This window comes from Treponema sp. R8-4-B8 (assembly GCF_054786175.1).
On sequence record NZ_BDHE01000489.1, the window covers coordinates 63,002 to 78,840 of the forward strand.

16 protein-coding genes are annotated in these 15,839 nt (G+C 43.6%); 6 read left to right on the forward strand and 10 right to left on the reverse strand.

All coding sequences use genetic code 11. From position 1 onward, the window contains the following. Positions 1–39 precede the first annotated feature (39 nt). Both ACYVRA_RS15425 and ACYVRA_RS15430 read right to left on the reverse strand, forming a co-directional pair. Positions 40–270: a hypothetical protein gene (locus ACYVRA_RS15425; RefSeq protein WP_461253624.1), complete on the reverse strand. Its 231-nt coding sequence runs from the start codon at positions 268–270 to the stop codon at positions 40–42. Positions 271–302: 32 nt separating this feature from the next. After that, positions 303–551: a hypothetical protein gene (locus ACYVRA_RS15430; protein ID WP_461253625.1), complete on the reverse strand. Its 249-nt coding sequence runs from the start codon at positions 549–551 to the stop codon at positions 303–305. A gap of 395 nt (positions 552–946) precedes the next feature. Here ACYVRA_RS15430 and ACYVRA_RS15435 point away from each other — a divergent pair, with 395 nt between their 5' ends. Both ACYVRA_RS15435 and ACYVRA_RS15440 read left to right on the forward strand, forming a co-directional pair. Next, positions 947–1,891: an Rpn family recombination-promoting nuclease/putative transposase gene (locus tag ACYVRA_RS15435; RefSeq protein ID WP_461253626.1), complete on the forward strand. Its 945-nt coding sequence runs from the start codon at positions 947–949 to the stop codon at positions 1,889–1,891. After that, on the forward strand, positions 1,863–2,030 hold the full coding sequence (locus tag ACYVRA_RS15440) for a hypothetical protein (protein ID WP_461253627.1): 168 nt from the start codon (positions 1,863–1,865) through the stop codon (positions 2,028–2,030). The genes ACYVRA_RS15435 and ACYVRA_RS15440 overlap by 29 nt, the downstream gene beginning before the upstream one ends. 92 nt (positions 2,031–2,122) lie before the next feature. On the opposite strand, the gene thrH is transcribed toward ACYVRA_RS15440, so the two are convergent. Beyond that, complete coding sequence (gene thrH / locus ACYVRA_RS15445) at positions 2,123–2,725, reverse strand: bifunctional phosphoserine phosphatase/homoserine phosphotransferase ThrH (RefSeq protein ID WP_461253628.1); 603 nt, start codon at positions 2,723–2,725, stop codon at positions 2,123–2,125. A 51-nt stretch (positions 2,726–2,776) separates the two neighbouring features. Here thrH and ACYVRA_RS15450 point away from each other — a divergent pair, with 51 nt between their 5' ends. The 3 genes from ACYVRA_RS15450 (at position 2,777) to ACYVRA_RS15460 (ending at position 5,462) form a co-directional block, all read left to right on the forward strand. After that, the gene (locus ACYVRA_RS15450; protein ID WP_461253629.1) at positions 2,777–3,571 is read left to right on the forward strand and encodes a biotin--[acetyl-CoA-carboxylase] ligase; all 795 of its coding nucleotides are present in this window, start codon (positions 2,777–2,779) and stop codon (positions 3,569–3,571) included. Between the two features lie 212 nt (positions 3,572–3,783). Next, positions 3,784–4,896: a PfkB family carbohydrate kinase gene (locus ACYVRA_RS15455; protein WP_461253630.1), complete on the forward strand. Its 1,113-nt coding sequence runs from the start codon at positions 3,784–3,786 to the stop codon at positions 4,894–4,896. Positions 4,897–4,922: 26 nt separating this feature from the next. Next, positions 4,923–5,462, forward strand: a complete 540-nt coding sequence (locus tag ACYVRA_RS15460; RefSeq protein WP_461253631.1) for an ORF6N domain-containing protein — start codon at positions 4,923–4,925, stop codon at positions 5,460–5,462. 34 nt (positions 5,463–5,496) lie between these two features. On the opposite strand, the gene uxaC is transcribed toward ACYVRA_RS15460, so the two are convergent. Beyond that, a complete protein-coding gene (gene uxaC / locus ACYVRA_RS15465; protein ID WP_461253632.1) occupies positions 5,497–6,921 on the reverse strand; it encodes a glucuronate isomerase in 1,425 nt (474 codons plus the stop codon). Positions 6,922–6,979: 58 nt separating this feature from the next. Here uxaC and ACYVRA_RS15470 point away from each other — a divergent pair, with 58 nt between their 5' ends. Further along, the gene (locus tag ACYVRA_RS15470) at positions 6,980–9,181 is read left to right on the forward strand and encodes a hypothetical protein (protein ID WP_461253633.1); all 2,202 of its coding nucleotides are present in this window, start codon (positions 6,980–6,982) and stop codon (positions 9,179–9,181) included. 15 nt (positions 9,182–9,196) lie between these two features. On the opposite strand, the gene ACYVRA_RS15475 is transcribed toward ACYVRA_RS15470, so the two are convergent. The 6 genes from ACYVRA_RS15475 to ACYVRA_RS15500 all read right to left on the reverse strand — a co-directional run bounded on the left by ACYVRA_RS15475 (position 9,197) and on the right by ACYVRA_RS15500 (position 15,817). After that, the gene (locus tag ACYVRA_RS15475; protein ID WP_461253634.1) at positions 9,197–9,796 is read right to left on the reverse strand and encodes a penicillin-binding protein activator LpoB; all 600 of its coding nucleotides are present in this window, start codon (positions 9,794–9,796) and stop codon (positions 9,197–9,199) included. Positions 9,797–9,807: 11 nt separating this feature from the next. Continuing rightward, positions 9,808–11,184 carry a COG3014 family protein gene (locus ACYVRA_RS15480; protein WP_461253635.1) on the reverse strand — a complete coding sequence of 459 codons (1,377 nt, stop codon included), beginning with the start codon at positions 11,182–11,184 and terminating at the stop codon, positions 9,808–9,810. Between the two features lie 59 nt (positions 11,185–11,243). Beyond that, positions 11,244–13,448 (reverse strand): dipeptide/oligopeptide/nickel ABC transporter permease/ATP-binding protein, encoded by a 2,205-nt coding sequence (locus tag ACYVRA_RS15485; RefSeq protein WP_461253636.1) that lies wholly within the window; start codon positions 13,446–13,448, stop codon positions 11,244–11,246. Between the two features lie 3 nt (positions 13,449–13,451). Then, a complete protein-coding gene (locus ACYVRA_RS15490; RefSeq protein ID WP_461253637.1) occupies positions 13,452–14,537 on the reverse strand; it encodes an ABC transporter permease in 1,086 nt (361 codons plus the stop codon). Between the two features lie 70 nt (positions 14,538–14,607). Then, complete coding sequence (locus tag ACYVRA_RS15495) at positions 14,608–15,561, reverse strand: response regulator (protein ID WP_461253900.1); 954 nt, start codon at positions 15,559–15,561, stop codon at positions 14,608–14,610. Positions 15,562–15,646: 85 nt separating this feature from the next. After that, positions 15,647–15,817: a CHASE3 domain-containing protein gene (locus ACYVRA_RS15500; protein ID WP_461253638.1), complete on the reverse strand. Its 171-nt coding sequence runs from the start codon at positions 15,815–15,817 to the stop codon at positions 15,647–15,649. Positions 15,818–15,839: the final 22 nt, after the last annotated feature.

The following is a 15,839-nucleotide window of genomic DNA, read 5'->3' on the forward strand; positions in this document are numbered from 1 at the left end:
CGTGTGGTTCGTGGTAAAATTCTTCCGAATCTTTTCGTATCACAACTGGGCAATAGTCTCCGCAGAGAGGCCGGTAACAGCTTGTATCTGTTCTGTTAAAAAGCCCATTGTTTTCATCTTTTGAGTGTTTTCGAGATTTGCTTCCTTACGGCCTTTTTTTTCAGCGTCTCTCATTCCGCTCCGCCAATCAAGTTCGCCTTTCATAAGGCTGGTTTGAAGCGCGTAAGCTTCATATTCCGCTGAAACTTTACGCAATGTGTCAGTAGCCATCGCTATTCCCTCCTCGTGGTTTATTATCTCTTTTATTTTAGTCCTTGGGTAATAATTTCCATGGGGAGACCGGTGAATTCCATTATTTCATTCAATGGGCGCCCTGCATTTTTCATCTTTTGGGCAATGTCAAGACAGGCTTCATTACGGCCTTCCCTATGCCCTCTTCGTTCAGCGTCTCTCATTCCGCTCCGCCAATCAAGTTCGCCTTTCATAAGGCTGGTTTGAAGCGCGTAAGCTTCATATTCCGCTGAAACTTTACGCAGTGTGTCAGTAGCCATCGCTATTCCCTCCTCGTGTTCTATTATCTCTTTTATTTTCTCTCTTTTTGTCTCATCTGTCAAATACTGAAAATACGCCGCCCATTGTTCCGCGTTTGTCTGACAGAAAATAAATAAATTCGAAGAAAATTCACACAAAGGACACAAAGGAAGAGAATATCACGAAGAAAAATCAGAGGTTTTTGTTCGTTATCTTATCGTGAAGCCCACGCAAAGCTCTCGGACAAAAACCCCTTCTTCCCCCTTTGTGATCTTTGTACCTTTGTGCTCTTTGTGAGATTTTTTTGAATTTATTCATTTTCAGTCAAGCGCCACGCATCTGCACGCCATATATAGGTATGTAATTTTTGAACCTTCTTTTGAAGGTTCGGTACAAAACTATATTGGAGAGCATTATGGAAAATGTTAACAAAAAACACAAGGACAGCGTTTTTTCTTCGCTGTTCAGCGACCCGGATGTCTTGAGGGAACTCTACTCGGCGATAGAAGGCATCACTATCCCGCCGGACACCCCCATCGACATTAACACGCTAACGGACATTCTTTACAAAGATCAAATTAATGACGTGTCTTTCATCATCGACAACCGCCTTGTTGTGCTGATTGAACACCAATCGTCAATTAATGACAACATCCCCCTTAGGCTGCTAATGTACATTGCCCGTTTATATGAAAAAATAGTCAACCGAAAAAAACTGTATCAGGCCAAACTTGAAAAAATCCCCACGCCTGAGTTTATCGTCCTTTACAACGGCAAGTATAAATACCCTGATTACAAAGAACTCAGGCTTTCCAATGCTTTTAAGGACATTAAAGGATTTAAATTAACGGATTTTGATAAAATACCATTGGAATTAATCGTGCATGTCTACAATGTGAACCACGGGCATAATCCCGAAATATTAAAAAAATGCGAAACCTTAGCCAACTACAGTATTTTTGTGGACAAGATTCGCGAATACCAGAAGAAAGAAAATTCGCTTGAAAAAGGGGTAAGAAACGCGATAAACTATTGTATAAAGAAGAACATATTGAAGGAATATTTGGAAGCCCATGGCTCGGAGGTATACAATATGCTGTTGACGGAATGGAATCAAGATGAGGCGATCGAAGTCGCGCGCGAAGAGGCTCGTGAAGAAGGACGCGAAGAAGGCGAGGAAATAGGTATGGAGAAAGGCAAAGTAATAGCACGTGAAGAGTACCGTCAATATTTTCTTGGGTTATTAAATCAAGGGCTAACGATAGATGAGATAAAAGAGCGACTTGAAAAAGAAGGAATTTTTGGAAAAGCACGGCTCGGAGGTATACAATATGCTGTTGACGGAATGGAATCAAGATGAGGCGATCGAAGTCGCGCGTGAAGAGGCTCGTGAAGAAGGACGCGAAGAAGAGAGGAATTATTTTATTGAATTATTAAACCAAGGTTTAACTAAGGAAGAAATTATAGAGCGACTTCAAACGAAAGAAGAAGATTCTTGAAGCTTATATCTTCAAGAAGAATTTACCACGATAAGATAACGGACACCCCCTCTTCTCTTCCTTTGTGATCTTAGTGAGAACTCTTATCGGTATTATCCCAAAAATTTATTAGTCTCCGCAAGCAAGTCATCAAACGTATCCACGCACTTAAGATCGGAACAGTCTTTACGGATTTTCTCCGGAGCGCGGAAGAGGCACCCGCCGTCGGCTTCGCGAATCATCGCTAAATCGTTAAAAGAATCGCCCGCAGCGAAGATACGCATATTTATCGACTTAAAGGCTCTTACCGCTTCTTTCTTGCCATTTTGCTGGCGCAAACGGTAGCCCGTAACAGTTCCGTCATTGTCAACTTGCAGTGAATTGCAAAGTAGGGTAGGCCATGACAACTTCGCCATTAGAGGTTTCGCGAATTGTTCAAAGGTGTCCGATAAAATTACAAGCTGGGTTTTTTCGCGCAGGGCGTTGGTAAAATCAATCGCGCCGGGAAGCGGGTCCATGCCGGAAATAACTTTTTGAATGTCGGGGAGTTTTAAATTGTTTTTTTTGAGAAGATCGATGCGGAAGTTCATCAATTTGTCGTAATCGGGCTCGTCCCTAGTCGTCCGGCGCAACTCGCTAATGCCTGTGGCTTCGGAGAATGCGATCCAAATTTCCGGGACAAGGACTCCTTCAAGATCAAGACACACCATGTTCATGCGGGTATAATAACATAGAGAAGAAATTGTTTCCAGAGTTTTGGAGAAAAAATGACAAGCTTGAAAATACGCAACCCTTTTAACGCGCCCGTTTATTACGAAGAAACCGTTTCCAGCACTATGGATGTTTCCCGCAAATTGGCGCGGGAAAACTCGCCGCACGTCGCGCCGTCTGGGACTGTCATTTTAGCGGATTTTCAGGAAGCGGGACGAGGGAGGAAACAGGATCGCCGCTGGGAAATGGAACGCGGGGCGAATCTGTCTTTTACAATTCTGTTTAGAATTTCAAGCATCGAAGACATTCCCCCCGCTCTCACTTTAAGGGCGGGGCTTGCCGTCTGTCTTGCCATTGAAGATTTCGCGCCGTGTTTGCAAAACTCATGTTTGATTAAATGGCCTAACGATATACTGATAATGCCCGTGCGTGGCGAAGGTTATAAAAAAGCGGTTGGAATTCTCTGCGAAGCGGACGGCGGAAACGTTCATCTTGGAATAGGCGTAAACGCGGCGCAAAAAGAGTTTCCTTCCCACCTGCGGGAAAAAGCGACAAGTATCGCTATTGCCGCAAGCAGGGATATTTCGCAGGAAGAGCGTTACGCGTTATTAGAAAAAATTCTTTCGCGCCTTTACAGAGAATTGACTGCGGCAAATAATTGGAAAGAGCGCCTAGAACAAAAACTGTACAAAAAGAATGAACAAGTTCTATTTATAGAAGGCGCCGCCGGTTCCGGCAAAGAAGTAAAAGGCCGCCTTGTCGGTATTACGGAAGGTGGCGAACTTTTGATTGTCCCAGATGGGGAAACAAAACCGTATCCTTTCATTACCGGCGAACTGAAATTATTCTAAAGAGTTCACACAAAGATCACAAAGGAACAAAGAACACAAAGGGGGAATAGGGGGTTGTTGTCCGAAAGCTTAGCTTAAAATTTCACGATAAGATAACGGACAAAAACCCCTTATCCCTCTTTGTGATCTTATAACCTTTGTGATCTTTGTGTGAGGTCTTTTCATATTAATCAAAATATGATAGAGTAATATAAAAAAGAGAGGTAACAAATATGGCATCTTTATCAATTCCTGCCGCCAATGGAATGGCGCATGATTTATTGGCGCTTGGAGCGTTAGTAACAAGGCTCGATCCCGGTATTATTCCCTTTGCGGAGGCGAATGAATATCTTTTGCATGTTTCAGGCGGGGAGTACAATGTGGCGACAAATCTGTCCACTTGTTTCGGCATGAAAACCGCTATAGCGAGCGCGATGGTAAATTATCCAATCGGGCGCAGAATAGAGTACGCCGTGCAAAAGGCGGGAGTTACTCCCTATTTTAAAAGATTTGAACATGACGGAGTGCGCGGCCCTAACATGGCTATCGTTTGGAGCGACCGAGGGCAGGGAGTGCGCGCGCCTGTGGTTTTTTACAACCGTTCCAACGAAGCCGCGCAACAGCTAAAACTGGGAAGTTTTGACTGGGACGCGATTTTTAAAAAGGGCGTACGCTGGTTTCACTCTGGAGGAATTTTCAGCGCGCTTTCGCCCACTACAAGCGGGTTGGTAATAGAGGCGATGCAGGCCGCGAAAAAAGCGGGCGCTGTAGTATCTTTTGATTTAAATTACCGCGCGAAACTGTGGGCGGTAGCCGCCGCCGAACAAGGCCTTAGCGCTGCTCAGGCGAGCGAAGGCGCGGCGAAGACATTACGCAAAATAGCGAGTTATGTTGACGTGCTTGTCGGTAATGAAGAAGATCTGCAAAAAGGGCTTGGCTTAAAAGGGCAGGACGTTGAATCTAAAGGCAAACTTGATCCGTCAGCTTTCTTCGGCATGATGGAAAGCGTAACAAAAGACTTCCCCAACATAAAAGCGGTGGCGACAACGTTACGCGAAGTTCATTCCACCAACCGCCATTCATGGAGCGCGGTTCTGTGGCTTGACGGCAAAACGTACCAGGCCCCCACGGCGGAGCTTGACGTATACGACCGCGTAGGCGGCGGCGATGGTTTTGCCGCAGGCCTCTTCTACGGACTGTTGTCAGGCAAATCGCCGGAAGACTCCTTGCGTCTTGGTTGGGCGCATGGGGCGCTTGTAACCACCACGCCAGGGGACACTTCTATGTTCAGTCTTGATCAAGTGGAAGCGTTTGCTAAGGGCGGCTCGGCGCGGATACAGAGATAATTCGGAGAAGATTCACAAAGAAAAGTATGCCAAACAAAAAAATATCAATTCAAAACATGATATACGAAATTCGCGGCCAAAAAATCATGCTCGACCGTGATTTAGCCGGGTTATATGGGGTAGAGTTAAAAGCTTTGAATCAAGCTGCCAAACGTAATATTAAGCGTTTTCCCGCAGATTTTATGTTTCAATTAAAACAGAAAGAATGGGATATTTTGCGGTCACAATTTGTGACCGCAAACTTATCTAAAGTCCGTTATCTTCCTTACGCTTTCACCGAACACGGCGTACTAATGTTGTCAAATGTACTCAATTCGGAAAAAGCAATCACCATGAGCATACAGATAATAAGGGTTTTTGACAAGTTAAGAAAATACGCTCTAAAGCAAACCTCAAAAGATTTCCGTCTGGAGGAACTTCATAAGCTCTTAATGCTCCACATAAAAAATAGCGACAACAAATTTTCAGAACATGACGAAGCAATAAGGCAAATTTTCAATGTCCTAAACAATCTCATAGAGCACCCTCCAAAAACAAGAAGGATTGGGTTTAACGTAGATGATTAGGAACGCGTACTGGTATCTGATTGTTCCCCACTCCCTACTCCCCAAAGTACTCCTTAGCGTTTCCAAACGAAATATCTCTAACAATTTTTTCAAGCTTAATCATGTCACACGGATACTCCCCGTTCTCGACCCACTTGCCGATTAAGTTGCACATAATTCTGCGGAAGTATTCATGGCGCGGGTATGAGAGGAAGCTGCGGCTGTCTGTCAACATTCCTACAAAGGCGGGTAACATTCCTAAGTTGGCAAGGACGCGCATTTGCTCTTCCATGCCGTCTCTGTGGTCGCAGAACCACCACGCGCAGCCCAACTGCATTTTACCCGCGCAAGTTGAGTTCTGAAAACCGCCCATGATTGTCGCGAGAGGGTAGTAGTCTTTGGGGTTTAACGAATAGAGAATGGTTTTTGGAATGCCGTCCGCCTCTTCGCCGCGAAGGCTCATCAGGTCAAGAAGAGCTGATAGATTTTCACATAACATCTTGTCATTTACCGCGTCATACCCCGTATTTACGCCTAATTTGATATATTGCTTCGTATTAACATTGCGGATACATGAAAGATGAAGCTGCATTACAATATTTTTTTGGGCGTACAAATTTCCCAAAGAAGCGAGCATCAGCGTTTTATAAGCGTCTATTTCCCCTATTGACGCTTCTTTCCCGACCATGACTTTCTTAAAAGTTTTTTCAACATCTTTAATTGAAGTTTCATTATAAGGAACATATTCAAGCGCGTGATCAGAGGCGCGGCAGCCCATTGATATAAAGAAATCCAAACGCTTTTCAAGCGCGGCAAGAATGTCATCGGGAGTTTTAATATTTATCCCGCTTGTTTCAGACAGCGATAAAATATACTTTGCAAAATGAGGATGGTCAATTTCAAAAACCTTATCGGGGCGGAAAGTTGGTATTACTTTTGTCCCTATTTTTCCAATAGGCGCGACGCCTTCGGCAATGGCGCGGTGATATTCAAGCGAATCGACAGGATCGTCCGTCGTGCCTACCGCGTAAATTTTCATTTTTTCAAAAATGCCCTTTACTGATAATTGCGGCGTTTGAAGGAGGGCGTTTGCCTTTTCCCAAATTGCCGGAGCGCTTTTCTCCGTAAGCGGCTCGTAAATGTCGAAGTAACGCCGCAGTTCAAGATGAGTCCAATGGTACAGCGGGTTCCCGATTAAATTTTCCACAGTACGCGCCCATGCCATGAATTTCTCATAACTGGACGCGCCACCTGTAATGTATTTTTCTTCTATGCCCAGGGCGCGCATCATCCGCCATTTATAATGATCTCCCGAAAGCCACGCGTCCGCTAGATCGCCCATCTTTTTATTTTCCGCTATTTGAGACGGAATAAGATGGCAATGGTAATCAAAAACAGGTTCGTCCCTAACCGCGTTATACAAACCGCGTGCCGTCTCATTTTCCAATAAAAAATTCTCATCCAAAAATTTTTTCGCCATAATTACTCCTTAAATAAAACATACTTGTTTATTTTACTATAATATGCCAAATTTAAATATGCCTGCGCGCGTTTCATTTAAAATTTCAATATTGATTTTTCTTGGCAGTCTTGCCTGCGCGGTGGGAATGGTTTTTTTGCTTAATTATTTGCTTTCCGGCCCAAGACTGGGGCCGCACTATGATTTTCTTTTAAAATATAAAAAACCGGTTGTGGCCAATGAAATTTTAATTATCGAAACTGATGAATTTATAGAAGGAAGTGATTTTTTTACAGTGCTTTTAACATTAACGGAAATGGAAGCCGCCAATTTGATTCTGTCGGGCAGGCTTTCGCCTTCTACAACGCCCATAACATTGACGGACGCGGATATCAGGATGTTTTTTTCCGATGAATACAACAGGTTAGACTCGAATATCCGTAATTTGTTTGAAGGCATCCGCATGGGGTTTGTTTCTCCAGCGCAGGCGCCGCTTTTTGTGGAACAGGTTGTAGATTCGGCGCAGCAGGGCAAAGAGCGCCTGATTAAAATTTTAATTGACAGGGACGAGGAGTTGGTCCGTTCCGTCGCCGTCTTTGGCAATTATCTTGACGCGTATTCAAAGCCGCTGTTGGACAAGGACGGAAAATTAAGGCGCGTAAAACCCGTTGAGATTGACGGGTCTTTTGAAGATCCTTTGTTCGCGAGTTTAAAAAACCGTTATGCGATTTCGCAGATTGAAACAACTGATAAAAAACTGATTTTATGGCTGCGCGGGCATGACGGAAAAGATTTGGATATAACGATGGATAATGACGGCAATATTATTACGCCGTGGAACTGCGATTTTCGCAGAGTTAATATCGAACTGTTTCGCAAATATGAAGAAACGGGAAACGCCATGCTTGAGCTTTTAACGCAGGCAAATGAATTAAAGGTTTTTTCTTCAATTTTACCGGAACAGATCCCGCTGTTTATCGGCGAATACGCGCTGTCGCTTCTGGAAGATTTGATTAAATCACCTAACAGCGAAAACCGCTCGGCGTGGATAGCCGCGAGGGCGAATTATTTTAAAAGCCTTGATGATTTTTTTGCCGGTCCTACGGAAACGGATATTATAAGCGGATACGAAGAATTAATCGCGGATACGGATTCGTCAAAACAAAAAGAACTTGACAATTTAATCGGCATAAAAAATGAATTGGTGGATATATTCGCGTTAATGCGCGAAACTTACGCGGAATTGTCTTTTAGCCGCATAAGATTAAGAAATGAGCTTGAATTGTCCCTTTGCATAATGGGAAATGAGCCAAACGTAAAATATTCCGCCATGCTCGCTAACGCTCTTATTACGGGCAGCCATATAAAACCTGTCCACTGGCGTTATGTGATCTTCATGTCAATTGCCGCCGTTTTTGCCATATTAATAATTATTTTTATGATGCGGCCTTTAGTCCTATTGATTGTCGGAATTATTTTAAGCGTATTGTCCACGACGATATTCAGCGGGCTCTTTATTTTTTATTCTTACTGGATGGATCCGCTTATAGTTATGGGGGCGTCTTTAGTTTCTACTTTTGTGTTGTTTTACTGTAAAAGCTCATACTTAAATTACAGGGCGCGGGCTTTCCGTTCCGCTTACAGAACGGCTGTTTCTAAGGATGTTTTGCGGAAATTAATAAATTACGGCAAGCCCGGCATTTCGGAAGTTAACGTTTCTTACGCGGCGGTTATCGCTATTAAAGATGTAAATCTTTTTGGAAAAGAAGAAAAAGAAGCGGCAAAGGACGCGGGAAAGATGAAAAGGGCTTTTTACGCGACCGTGAAAAAAATCCTTTTTAATTCAGGAGCCGTTATCGCGGGTTTTGAAGGAGACACGGTACTTGCCTGCTACGGTTCGCCCCTTGAGTTACAGCCAAAATTGACAGCGCACAAGTGGGCAGATGACGGGCAGCCCATAGCCAAGTCATACCATCCAGCCGATAAAGCCTGCGCCCTTGTAAGGCAGTTGCTGTTAAAAGAAAAAATAACGTGGAAGTTCGGCATAGACGCGGGTAATTGCGCTTTTTCATGGGCGCCTGAGACCGGGTTTTCAGTAAGCGGAAGCCCTGCGGTAAAAGCCAGAGCTCTTGTTACAAAAACATCCCGTTACAAAGGACGCGCTTTTATTACAGATTCAGTCCGCGAAAAAATAGGTCTTGACGCGGAAGAAACCGCTTCAATTTCCGTCGGCGGCGAAACATTTTTTGAGTTAACCGGAATCTCTAAAAACCGCGGTTAAATATTTAGAGATTCCTTAAAGTTTATTTTTTGGCCTTGTAACAACTTTTGTAATAGAGCTATTCTGACCCATCCACAGTCTCGCGTTAGTTTCGATATTTGTAAGTTCGGCGGTAACAAAATAAGTCCTAATACTGCGGTTTCCCTCCCTGTCAACCATTGTTCTTAACGAACCTGTGAGCATAAAATCCGCGCCTGTTTCTTTTCCGAGACCTGCCGTAGTTTCTTCACTGGCGTTTCCCAACTGATCCTGCCTTTCAGCGCGAAGAGCGGCTCTTGTGTCGCCCCCCGCGACAAAATCAAGTTTGCCGCTGTTAAAAATCACGTTTTCCATAGTGGAGGAAATAATTTCCGTATCAATGTGTTCGTCACTCGCGTTCTTAAACCTGCCGACAATAACAACCGGTTTTTTGCTTCCCCTTGCCTTGATTTCCTGATTGACTCTCACGTTTGAAAGACAATCATTAATCAAACTTTCGCAGACAATTTTAACGTCAACTGCGTTCCAATAGCCGCTTAAATCATTTTGACTGCCCGACTTTATACGTTTAACATCCGTTGTCGCGCACGAGGACAGTAAAAGGAACGTACACAATATAATTGATATTTTTTTCATTTTAATTTCTCCTATTTTAACTTTACAGACTGTAAAAGGTTAAGTTTGCCGCTTTTAACGGTTACTTCCGAAAAATTTTCGCTGTAAATAATATTATTTCCGTTACAATAATTTATTATAACAGAATATTTTCCCGGATCAAGATTAATGCCGCCGATGTAAGCCTTGTCCGGCAGATAACGGGACATCCTAATATCGGCTCTTTCCGAAGCGTCCGTTGCCACTCTTGCGGCAACCGCCATTATTAACCCCGCAACCGCTATTGAGTCATTGTTGTTTTCCGCCGCCATTGCCGCCACATCGGCAACGGCATATTTAATAATAGTGCGGATATACGTCTTAATATATATATTAGAATAATGGGCGTTAAAAGTTTCCTGGATTACATCTCCCATATTTTCAAGCAATTCAAGCTCGAATCTTTTTGAGCCGTTAATTTCCACTTCTATCCTGTTTATTTGACTCGGTCTTTTTACCAGTACCGGAAGCCTAAAGACGGCAGTTTGCAATAAAGGGTGTTGAAACGGAAGGTATTGAATAACAGTCTGTTCTTCTTTTACAGGGGATAACCCTGTAAAAGTAATAATGTTAAGTCTTGCCATTCCAGCCGGAACGTCCCGCGCGTCCTCTACGGCCATTGGAACGTCGCCGCCGTAAATATTTCTTTGAGTCGAATATGCCCTGTAAACCTGATTAAATTCAATACGCGCCGAGTCAGTATTTCCTTCAGCCTGATAAAAAAGCGCCCCCAGGTAACGGGCAAGCGCTGAATTGGAGAAATTTACGGATTTCGCGTCAGGAAGGCCGCTAATCCCTGTTTCATTATTAACCATGTCATTTAAATCGGAGCCTGTTTTTGGATCTTTATAATCGTATTTTCGCGAAAGCATATCAAGCTTTCCGTTTGAACTGCTTAATTTTCTTATTTCAACTAACGCTCCTTCTATGTCGTTTCTATTGTAGTAATTCAGCGCGTTAAAAACATTTATATATATATTCTCAAAATCCTCACCCGGATATTCCTTTACATTATCGTTGACGATGTATGATAAAAAATTTTCCGATATGCTTTTCGTGTAAGCCTCTTCAATTAGCCGCTCCGCGTTTTGCAAATCCGCCGATGAAGACGCGTAATTGCCCGCGTAATGTTCAAGCATCCCCTTATCCAGAAAAAGCATGACCGCGTTTTTTTGCGAGTACATAATTCTTTTGCCTTTCTGTTTCTTTACAATTTCATCAACCGCCTGCGGATAATTTGACTGCTCTATGGCGTTGTCAATTTCCTTATACGCGCCTGAACTTATCGCGCATGATATAATAGAAGAAATTAGTAAAAGTATTTTAATAGCTTGAAAAGTAATTTTAATTTTGGTGCGACTTTTCGTCATTTTGTATTTTTATCGGTTTTTTAGATTTTGTCAAGTGACTCGATATTGAAATCTTTGCGTTATCCAGTACAGCGAAGTTCATGCCCGTCTTTGATTTGCAACGCCGGAATTTTCAGCGAACACTCCGCTGTAACTTTGGTACAACGGGGCGCGAAGGGACAACCGCTTTCGGGATTTGCGGGATCGCTCACTTTTCCGGGAATGGTTAATAGGCGCTCTTTGGAATAATGACTCCCGAAACTTGGGGAGGCGGCAAGGAGAGCGGCAGTGTAGGGGTGGAGCGGGTTGTTTGTAATTTCAGCCGCGCCTGCGGATTCCATTATAAGGCCGCCGTACATTACCATTATGCGATCTGATATTTCCGCTACCAAATCAATGTCATGGCTTATAAAGATGATCGAGATATTACGCTTTCGCCGCAGGGCTTTTAAAAGTTCCACTATTTGTTTTTGTATTGTCAAGTCAAGCGCCGTAGTCGGCTCATCGGCGATTAAAAGTTCGCAGCCTTGCGCGAGCGCGAGGGCGATTCCTATGCGCTGAAGCTGTCCGCCTGAAAATTGATGCGGAAAATTTGATAGGCGCTCCGTGCCGTTATCAAGACCTGTTTCTTCAAGAAGAGAGGCGGCGCGTTTCGCAGATTCTTCTTTTGTAATGTCAGGCTCGCTGTTTTTGAACGTTTCAAAAAATACGCCGCCGATATTCTGGAGCGGATCATAAGAGCGTCCCGGCTCCTGAAAGATCATGCCAATCTTTTTTCCCCTGTATTCACGTAACGCCTCTGTTTCAAGATTTATTAATTCCTTGCCCTCATAGCAAATAGAACCGTAAATATCCGCATTCTTGGGATGAAGCCCGGGAATCGCCAAAGTGCTTACGCTTTTTCCAGATCCGCTTTCACCTACAATGCCTAATGTTTCGCCTTTTTGCAAGGTAAATGAAACTCCGCGTACCGCTTGAATGCCGACATAGTCTCTGCCGCGCTGTACATTGAAAGTTACGGAGAGATTGCGGACGGTTAGAAGGGGAGTGAGCAGTGAGCAGTGAGCAGTGAGCAGTGAGGAGTGGGGAGCGGCGCTACCATTTTGGGGAGTGGGGAGTGGTGGGGCGACACTGCCGACTTGGGGAGTGGGGGACGGCGTAGCATTGGGGAATTGGGAGCGACTATTGAGGAATCGGGAAATTTTTTGAAGCAGTTTCATTAATCCCCATTTTTCATTTTTTGTACCGCCTATGTGATACGGATCAAAGAAGTCCCTGAGAGCGTCTCCAATAAAATTAAAGCCGAGTGTTACACCTAACAAAAACCATACGGGAGTCAAAAGCCACGGGAACGCTCTTAAATTCGCTATTGTTGACAAATCGCGCTTAATAAGGGAACCCCAGCTTACGGCAGGGTCGGTAATACCCAAACCAAGATAGGAAAGAACTGTCTCCGTCATTATAAAACCGGGAATGCTAAGGGCTACGCTGACAATTAAAAGGCTCGCTATTTGCGGGATTATGTGCCTAAAAATAATTGTCACTGAAGGGATCATTTCCAATTTGGCGTTAAGGACAAATTCTTCGCGCTTTATCGCGTGTACCATGCCCCTTATCGTGCGGGCGGAGCCGGGCCACCCTACAAGGGAGAGTATTACCGTTATCATCATATAAGACTGGCCGGGGTCCATGTTAGACGCCATAAGGGAGCGCAGGAAAAGTATCAGGTACAGGGAGGGGATGAGCATTAAGAATTCCGACGTTCTCATAATAGACCAGTCCGTAATACCGCCAAAGAAACCCGCAAGGCCTCCGGCAAGGCCGGCAAGGGCAAGCGAGATAAATGTCGCTACAAAGCCAATGGTAAGAGAGACGCGAGAACCGTAGACAATGCGCGAAAAAAGATCCCTTCCCAAGTTATCCGCGCCCATTAGAAAAACCGGGTAATCGCCTTGCGCGGTTGTAAAAAGATGGCGGTTCGCGGGAATGAATCCCCATAACATATACGGCTCCCCTTCGCCGAAGAATTTAATGCTGGAATATAAATCGCGGATACGCACATACTTCCATGTCACCGTGTTTGTCGTCCTAAGTTCCTGCGCCTGAATTTTTCCCTTGTAAAAACGGGCGTTTGGCGGATGGTAACTTTTATCCGCGAATGAAGTGTTAGGCGAATATGGAGCGAAGAATTCCGCGAAGAGCATCATAAAATAAAGAACGGCAAGGCAGATAAATGAAATTATGGCGACTGGCCTAATTTTTATATAGTTAAAAAACTTTTTCACGTTTTACTCTTTCCCGTACCTGATACGGGGGTCTACAAGCGCAAGCATTATGTCAGCTAACACCATGCCTGTCAGCACGAGGAAGGAAATAAACATTATGTTTGCCAGCACAAGATTAATGTCCTGTTGAAGAACTGCCTCATACATGAGCCTGCCCACGCCGGGGTAGGCGAAAATAATTTCCAGTATTAAAGAGCCTGAAAACAATCCGGCTAAAAGGTTGGCGCTGCCTGTGATGTAAGGGTTTAGCGTGTTGCGGAAAGCGTGGGCAAAATAAACGCGCCATTCGGCTATGCCGCGTGAGCGCAATGACATGATGTAAGGCTGTCCAAGCTGGTCAAGCATAGTGGCGCGGATCATTCTTAAAGAGCCGCCAATCCCGCCCAGAAAAGAGGCAAAGAGCGGCAGGAATATGTGGTGCATATAAGAGAAAACAAACTTGCCGGGAGCCTGCGAAAAAGGAAAGGGCGGGTATGCCGTTACGGGAAAAAGTCCCGATACTGAGGCGAAGAGCTGTAATAGTATTAAAAGAAGTAATCCGGGGAAGGCGTGAAGCACAAGGGCGAAAAATGTTACAGCATAATCGGCTTTTGTCCCCGCCTTGGTGGAAAAATAAACGCCTAACGCGAAAGAAAAAATTGTGATAAAAATTAGCGATATAATATTTAAAATTAAAGAATTTACTATTCTTGAGGAAAGAAGAAAAGAAACAGGGGCGCGTGAAATCAAACTTACTCCAAGGTTATGCTCGACAATAACATGTTTAAGCCAGAGAAAGTACTGTTGATAAAACGGTTTGTCAAGCCCTAGTTCCGCTCTTCTTGCCGCAAGCTGATCGTCAGTCATCGTCTGCCAGTTTTGTCCGGCTTTCCCCTGGTTTTCGTTGAACATTTGCTGCATCATTATCTGGTCTACAATGTCTCCTGGCGCGAGCGCCATAAGTCCAAAGACCGCAAGCCCCAATAGAAAGAGCATTACCGTCATGGTTATAAGCCTGTTTATAATATAGGATAGGAGCGGAAAACGCCGCTTAAATAAACGCAGGGGTTTTAATAAAACGCCGGGAATGTAACTTAATTTTTTCAGCATGTTTCCTCTAAGAAAACATTTTAGACTTTAGAATAGTATTAGTCAAGTTTTTATTATCCGCCGGTTCATTCTATTTATTAAGTATTTTCCCTATCCTGTTTTTCAGATCGTTTGCTTCAAACGGCTTTTTGATATAATCAACCGCCCCCATTTCATGCGCGTGTTTTATGTCTTTAGGATCGTTTGATGACGTGAAAAACGCTATCGGGGTATCGTGCAAACCGCCTATCGCTTTTATTCTGCTGTAAGTATCCCATCCGTCCATGTCCGGCATTATTAAATCCAATAATATTAATTTGGGAACCATACCCTGATAAAATAAACCAAGCGCTTCTTTGCCCGATTTGGCGGTAGATATCTCATAATCATCTTGCAGTACGGATTCCACCATTTCAAGATGGATAGCGTCATCGTCAACGACAAGGATTTTTTGCTTTTCATTCCCAACGGTATTGTTAAATTTTTGCGTTTCCAGTTTTAATGATTCAAAGTTACGGTTGTTTTCCAAACTCATGTCATTAACATGGCTCACTGAAACATTTATCTGATTAATGCCCTTCAGTATCTCGTTCATGCCTTCTACTGTTTCTTTGCTGATTTTTATAAATTCATCAGTTTCTTGAACAAGCATCTCCCCTGATTCCGCCATGTTATCAGACCCTTTCTTGACCGAAGACGTTACGTCTCTAAGGCGGCCTATGGATTCCAGTATTTGTTTTCCGCCAACTTCCTGCTCTTCCATCGCGTTTAGAATATTTTGCTCGTGCCCGGAAACAGTTTTTACGCTTGAGTCAATAGCGCCAAAACGCGCCAACACGTCATTGGAGGATTTGGTTATGTCCTTTAGGGTATCCGCCACCTTAACGATTGGTTTGCTAATATTCGCAGTAATAATTAACGTTAATAAAACGCTTATAATTAACGCAACGATAATTAACAATATGATAATTCTTTCAAACGTCTTGCCAATATTGTGGACTTCATTTATTTTGTCATCAAGCAAAACGCCATACTGGTTTTGCATTTTTTCCAAGCCGGATATAACCTCTAGCGTTTTCGGTAAAACTTCCTCTCTGAATTTCTTTACCGCTTCATTTTTTTCTCCATTTTTAATGCGAACTTAATATCGAAGAGATACTTGTTCTTGTATCCGCCAAGTTAAGAATAACATCGGATGAAGATGTAAGTTTTTTGTTGCTATATAACCCTGCCGCGCCAAGAAAAATTCCTATTGCGACAACAATTGCGAAACCGCCAAAAAGTTTTGTACGAATTTTCATTTATTTTCTCCTTTACCTTTTG

What these genes read in the sequence shown, in the direction of transcription:
- ACYVRA_RS15450 (WP_461253629.1), top strand. Translation starts at nt 2,777, where the DNA reads ATGACAAGCTTGAAAATACGCAACCCTTTTAACGCGCCCGTTTATTAC.
- ACYVRA_RS15455 (WP_461253630.1), top strand. Translation starts at nt 3,784, where the DNA reads ATGGCATCTTTATCAATTCCTGCCGCCAATGGAATGGCGCATGATTTA.
- ACYVRA_RS15460 (WP_461253631.1), top strand. Translation starts at nt 4,923, where the DNA reads ATGCCAAACAAAAAAATATCAATTCAAAACATGATATACGAAATTCGC.
- ACYVRA_RS15430 (WP_461253625.1), bottom strand. Translation starts at nt 551, where the DNA reads ATGGCTACTGACACACTGCGTAAAGTTTCAGCGGAATATGAAGCTTAC.
- ACYVRA_RS15480 (WP_461253635.1), bottom strand. Translation starts at nt 11,184, where the DNA reads ATGACGAAAAGTCGCACCAAAATTAAAATTACTTTTCAAGCTATTAAA.
- uxaC (WP_461253632.1), bottom strand. Translation starts at nt 6,921, where the DNA reads ATGGCGAAAAAATTTTTGGATGAGAATTTTTTATTGGAAAATGAGACG.
- ACYVRA_RS15440 (WP_461253627.1), top strand. Translation starts at nt 1,863, where the DNA reads ATGCTGTTGACGGAATGGAATCAAGATGAGGCGATCGAAGTCGCGCGT.
- ACYVRA_RS15475 (WP_461253634.1), bottom strand. Translation starts at nt 9,796, where the DNA reads ATGAAAAAAATATCAATTATATTGTGTACGTTCCTTTTACTGTCCTCG.
- thrH (WP_461253628.1), bottom strand. Translation starts at nt 2,725, where the DNA reads ATGAACATGGTGTGTCTTGATCTTGAAGGAGTCCTTGTCCCGGAAATT.
- ACYVRA_RS15435 (WP_461253626.1), top strand. Translation starts at nt 947, where the DNA reads ATGGAAAATGTTAACAAAAAACACAAGGACAGCGTTTTTTCTTCGCTG.
- ACYVRA_RS15470 (WP_461253633.1), top strand. Translation starts at nt 6,980, where the DNA reads ATGCCTGCGCGCGTTTCATTTAAAATTTCAATATTGATTTTTCTTGGC.
- ACYVRA_RS15500 (WP_461253638.1), bottom strand. Translation starts at nt 15,817, where the DNA reads ATGAAAATTCGTACAAAACTTTTTGGCGGTTTCGCAATTGTTGTCGCA.
- ACYVRA_RS15425 (WP_461253624.1), bottom strand. Translation starts at nt 270, where the DNA reads ATGGCTACTGACACATTGCGTAAAGTTTCAGCGGAATATGAAGCTTAC.
- ACYVRA_RS15495 (WP_461253900.1), bottom strand. Translation starts at nt 15,561, where the DNA reads ATGCAAAACCAGTATGGCGTTTTGCTTGATGACAAAATAAATGAAGTC.
- ACYVRA_RS15490 (WP_461253637.1), bottom strand. Translation starts at nt 14,537, where the DNA reads ATGCTGAAAAAATTAAGTTACATTCCCGGCGTTTTATTAAAACCCCTG.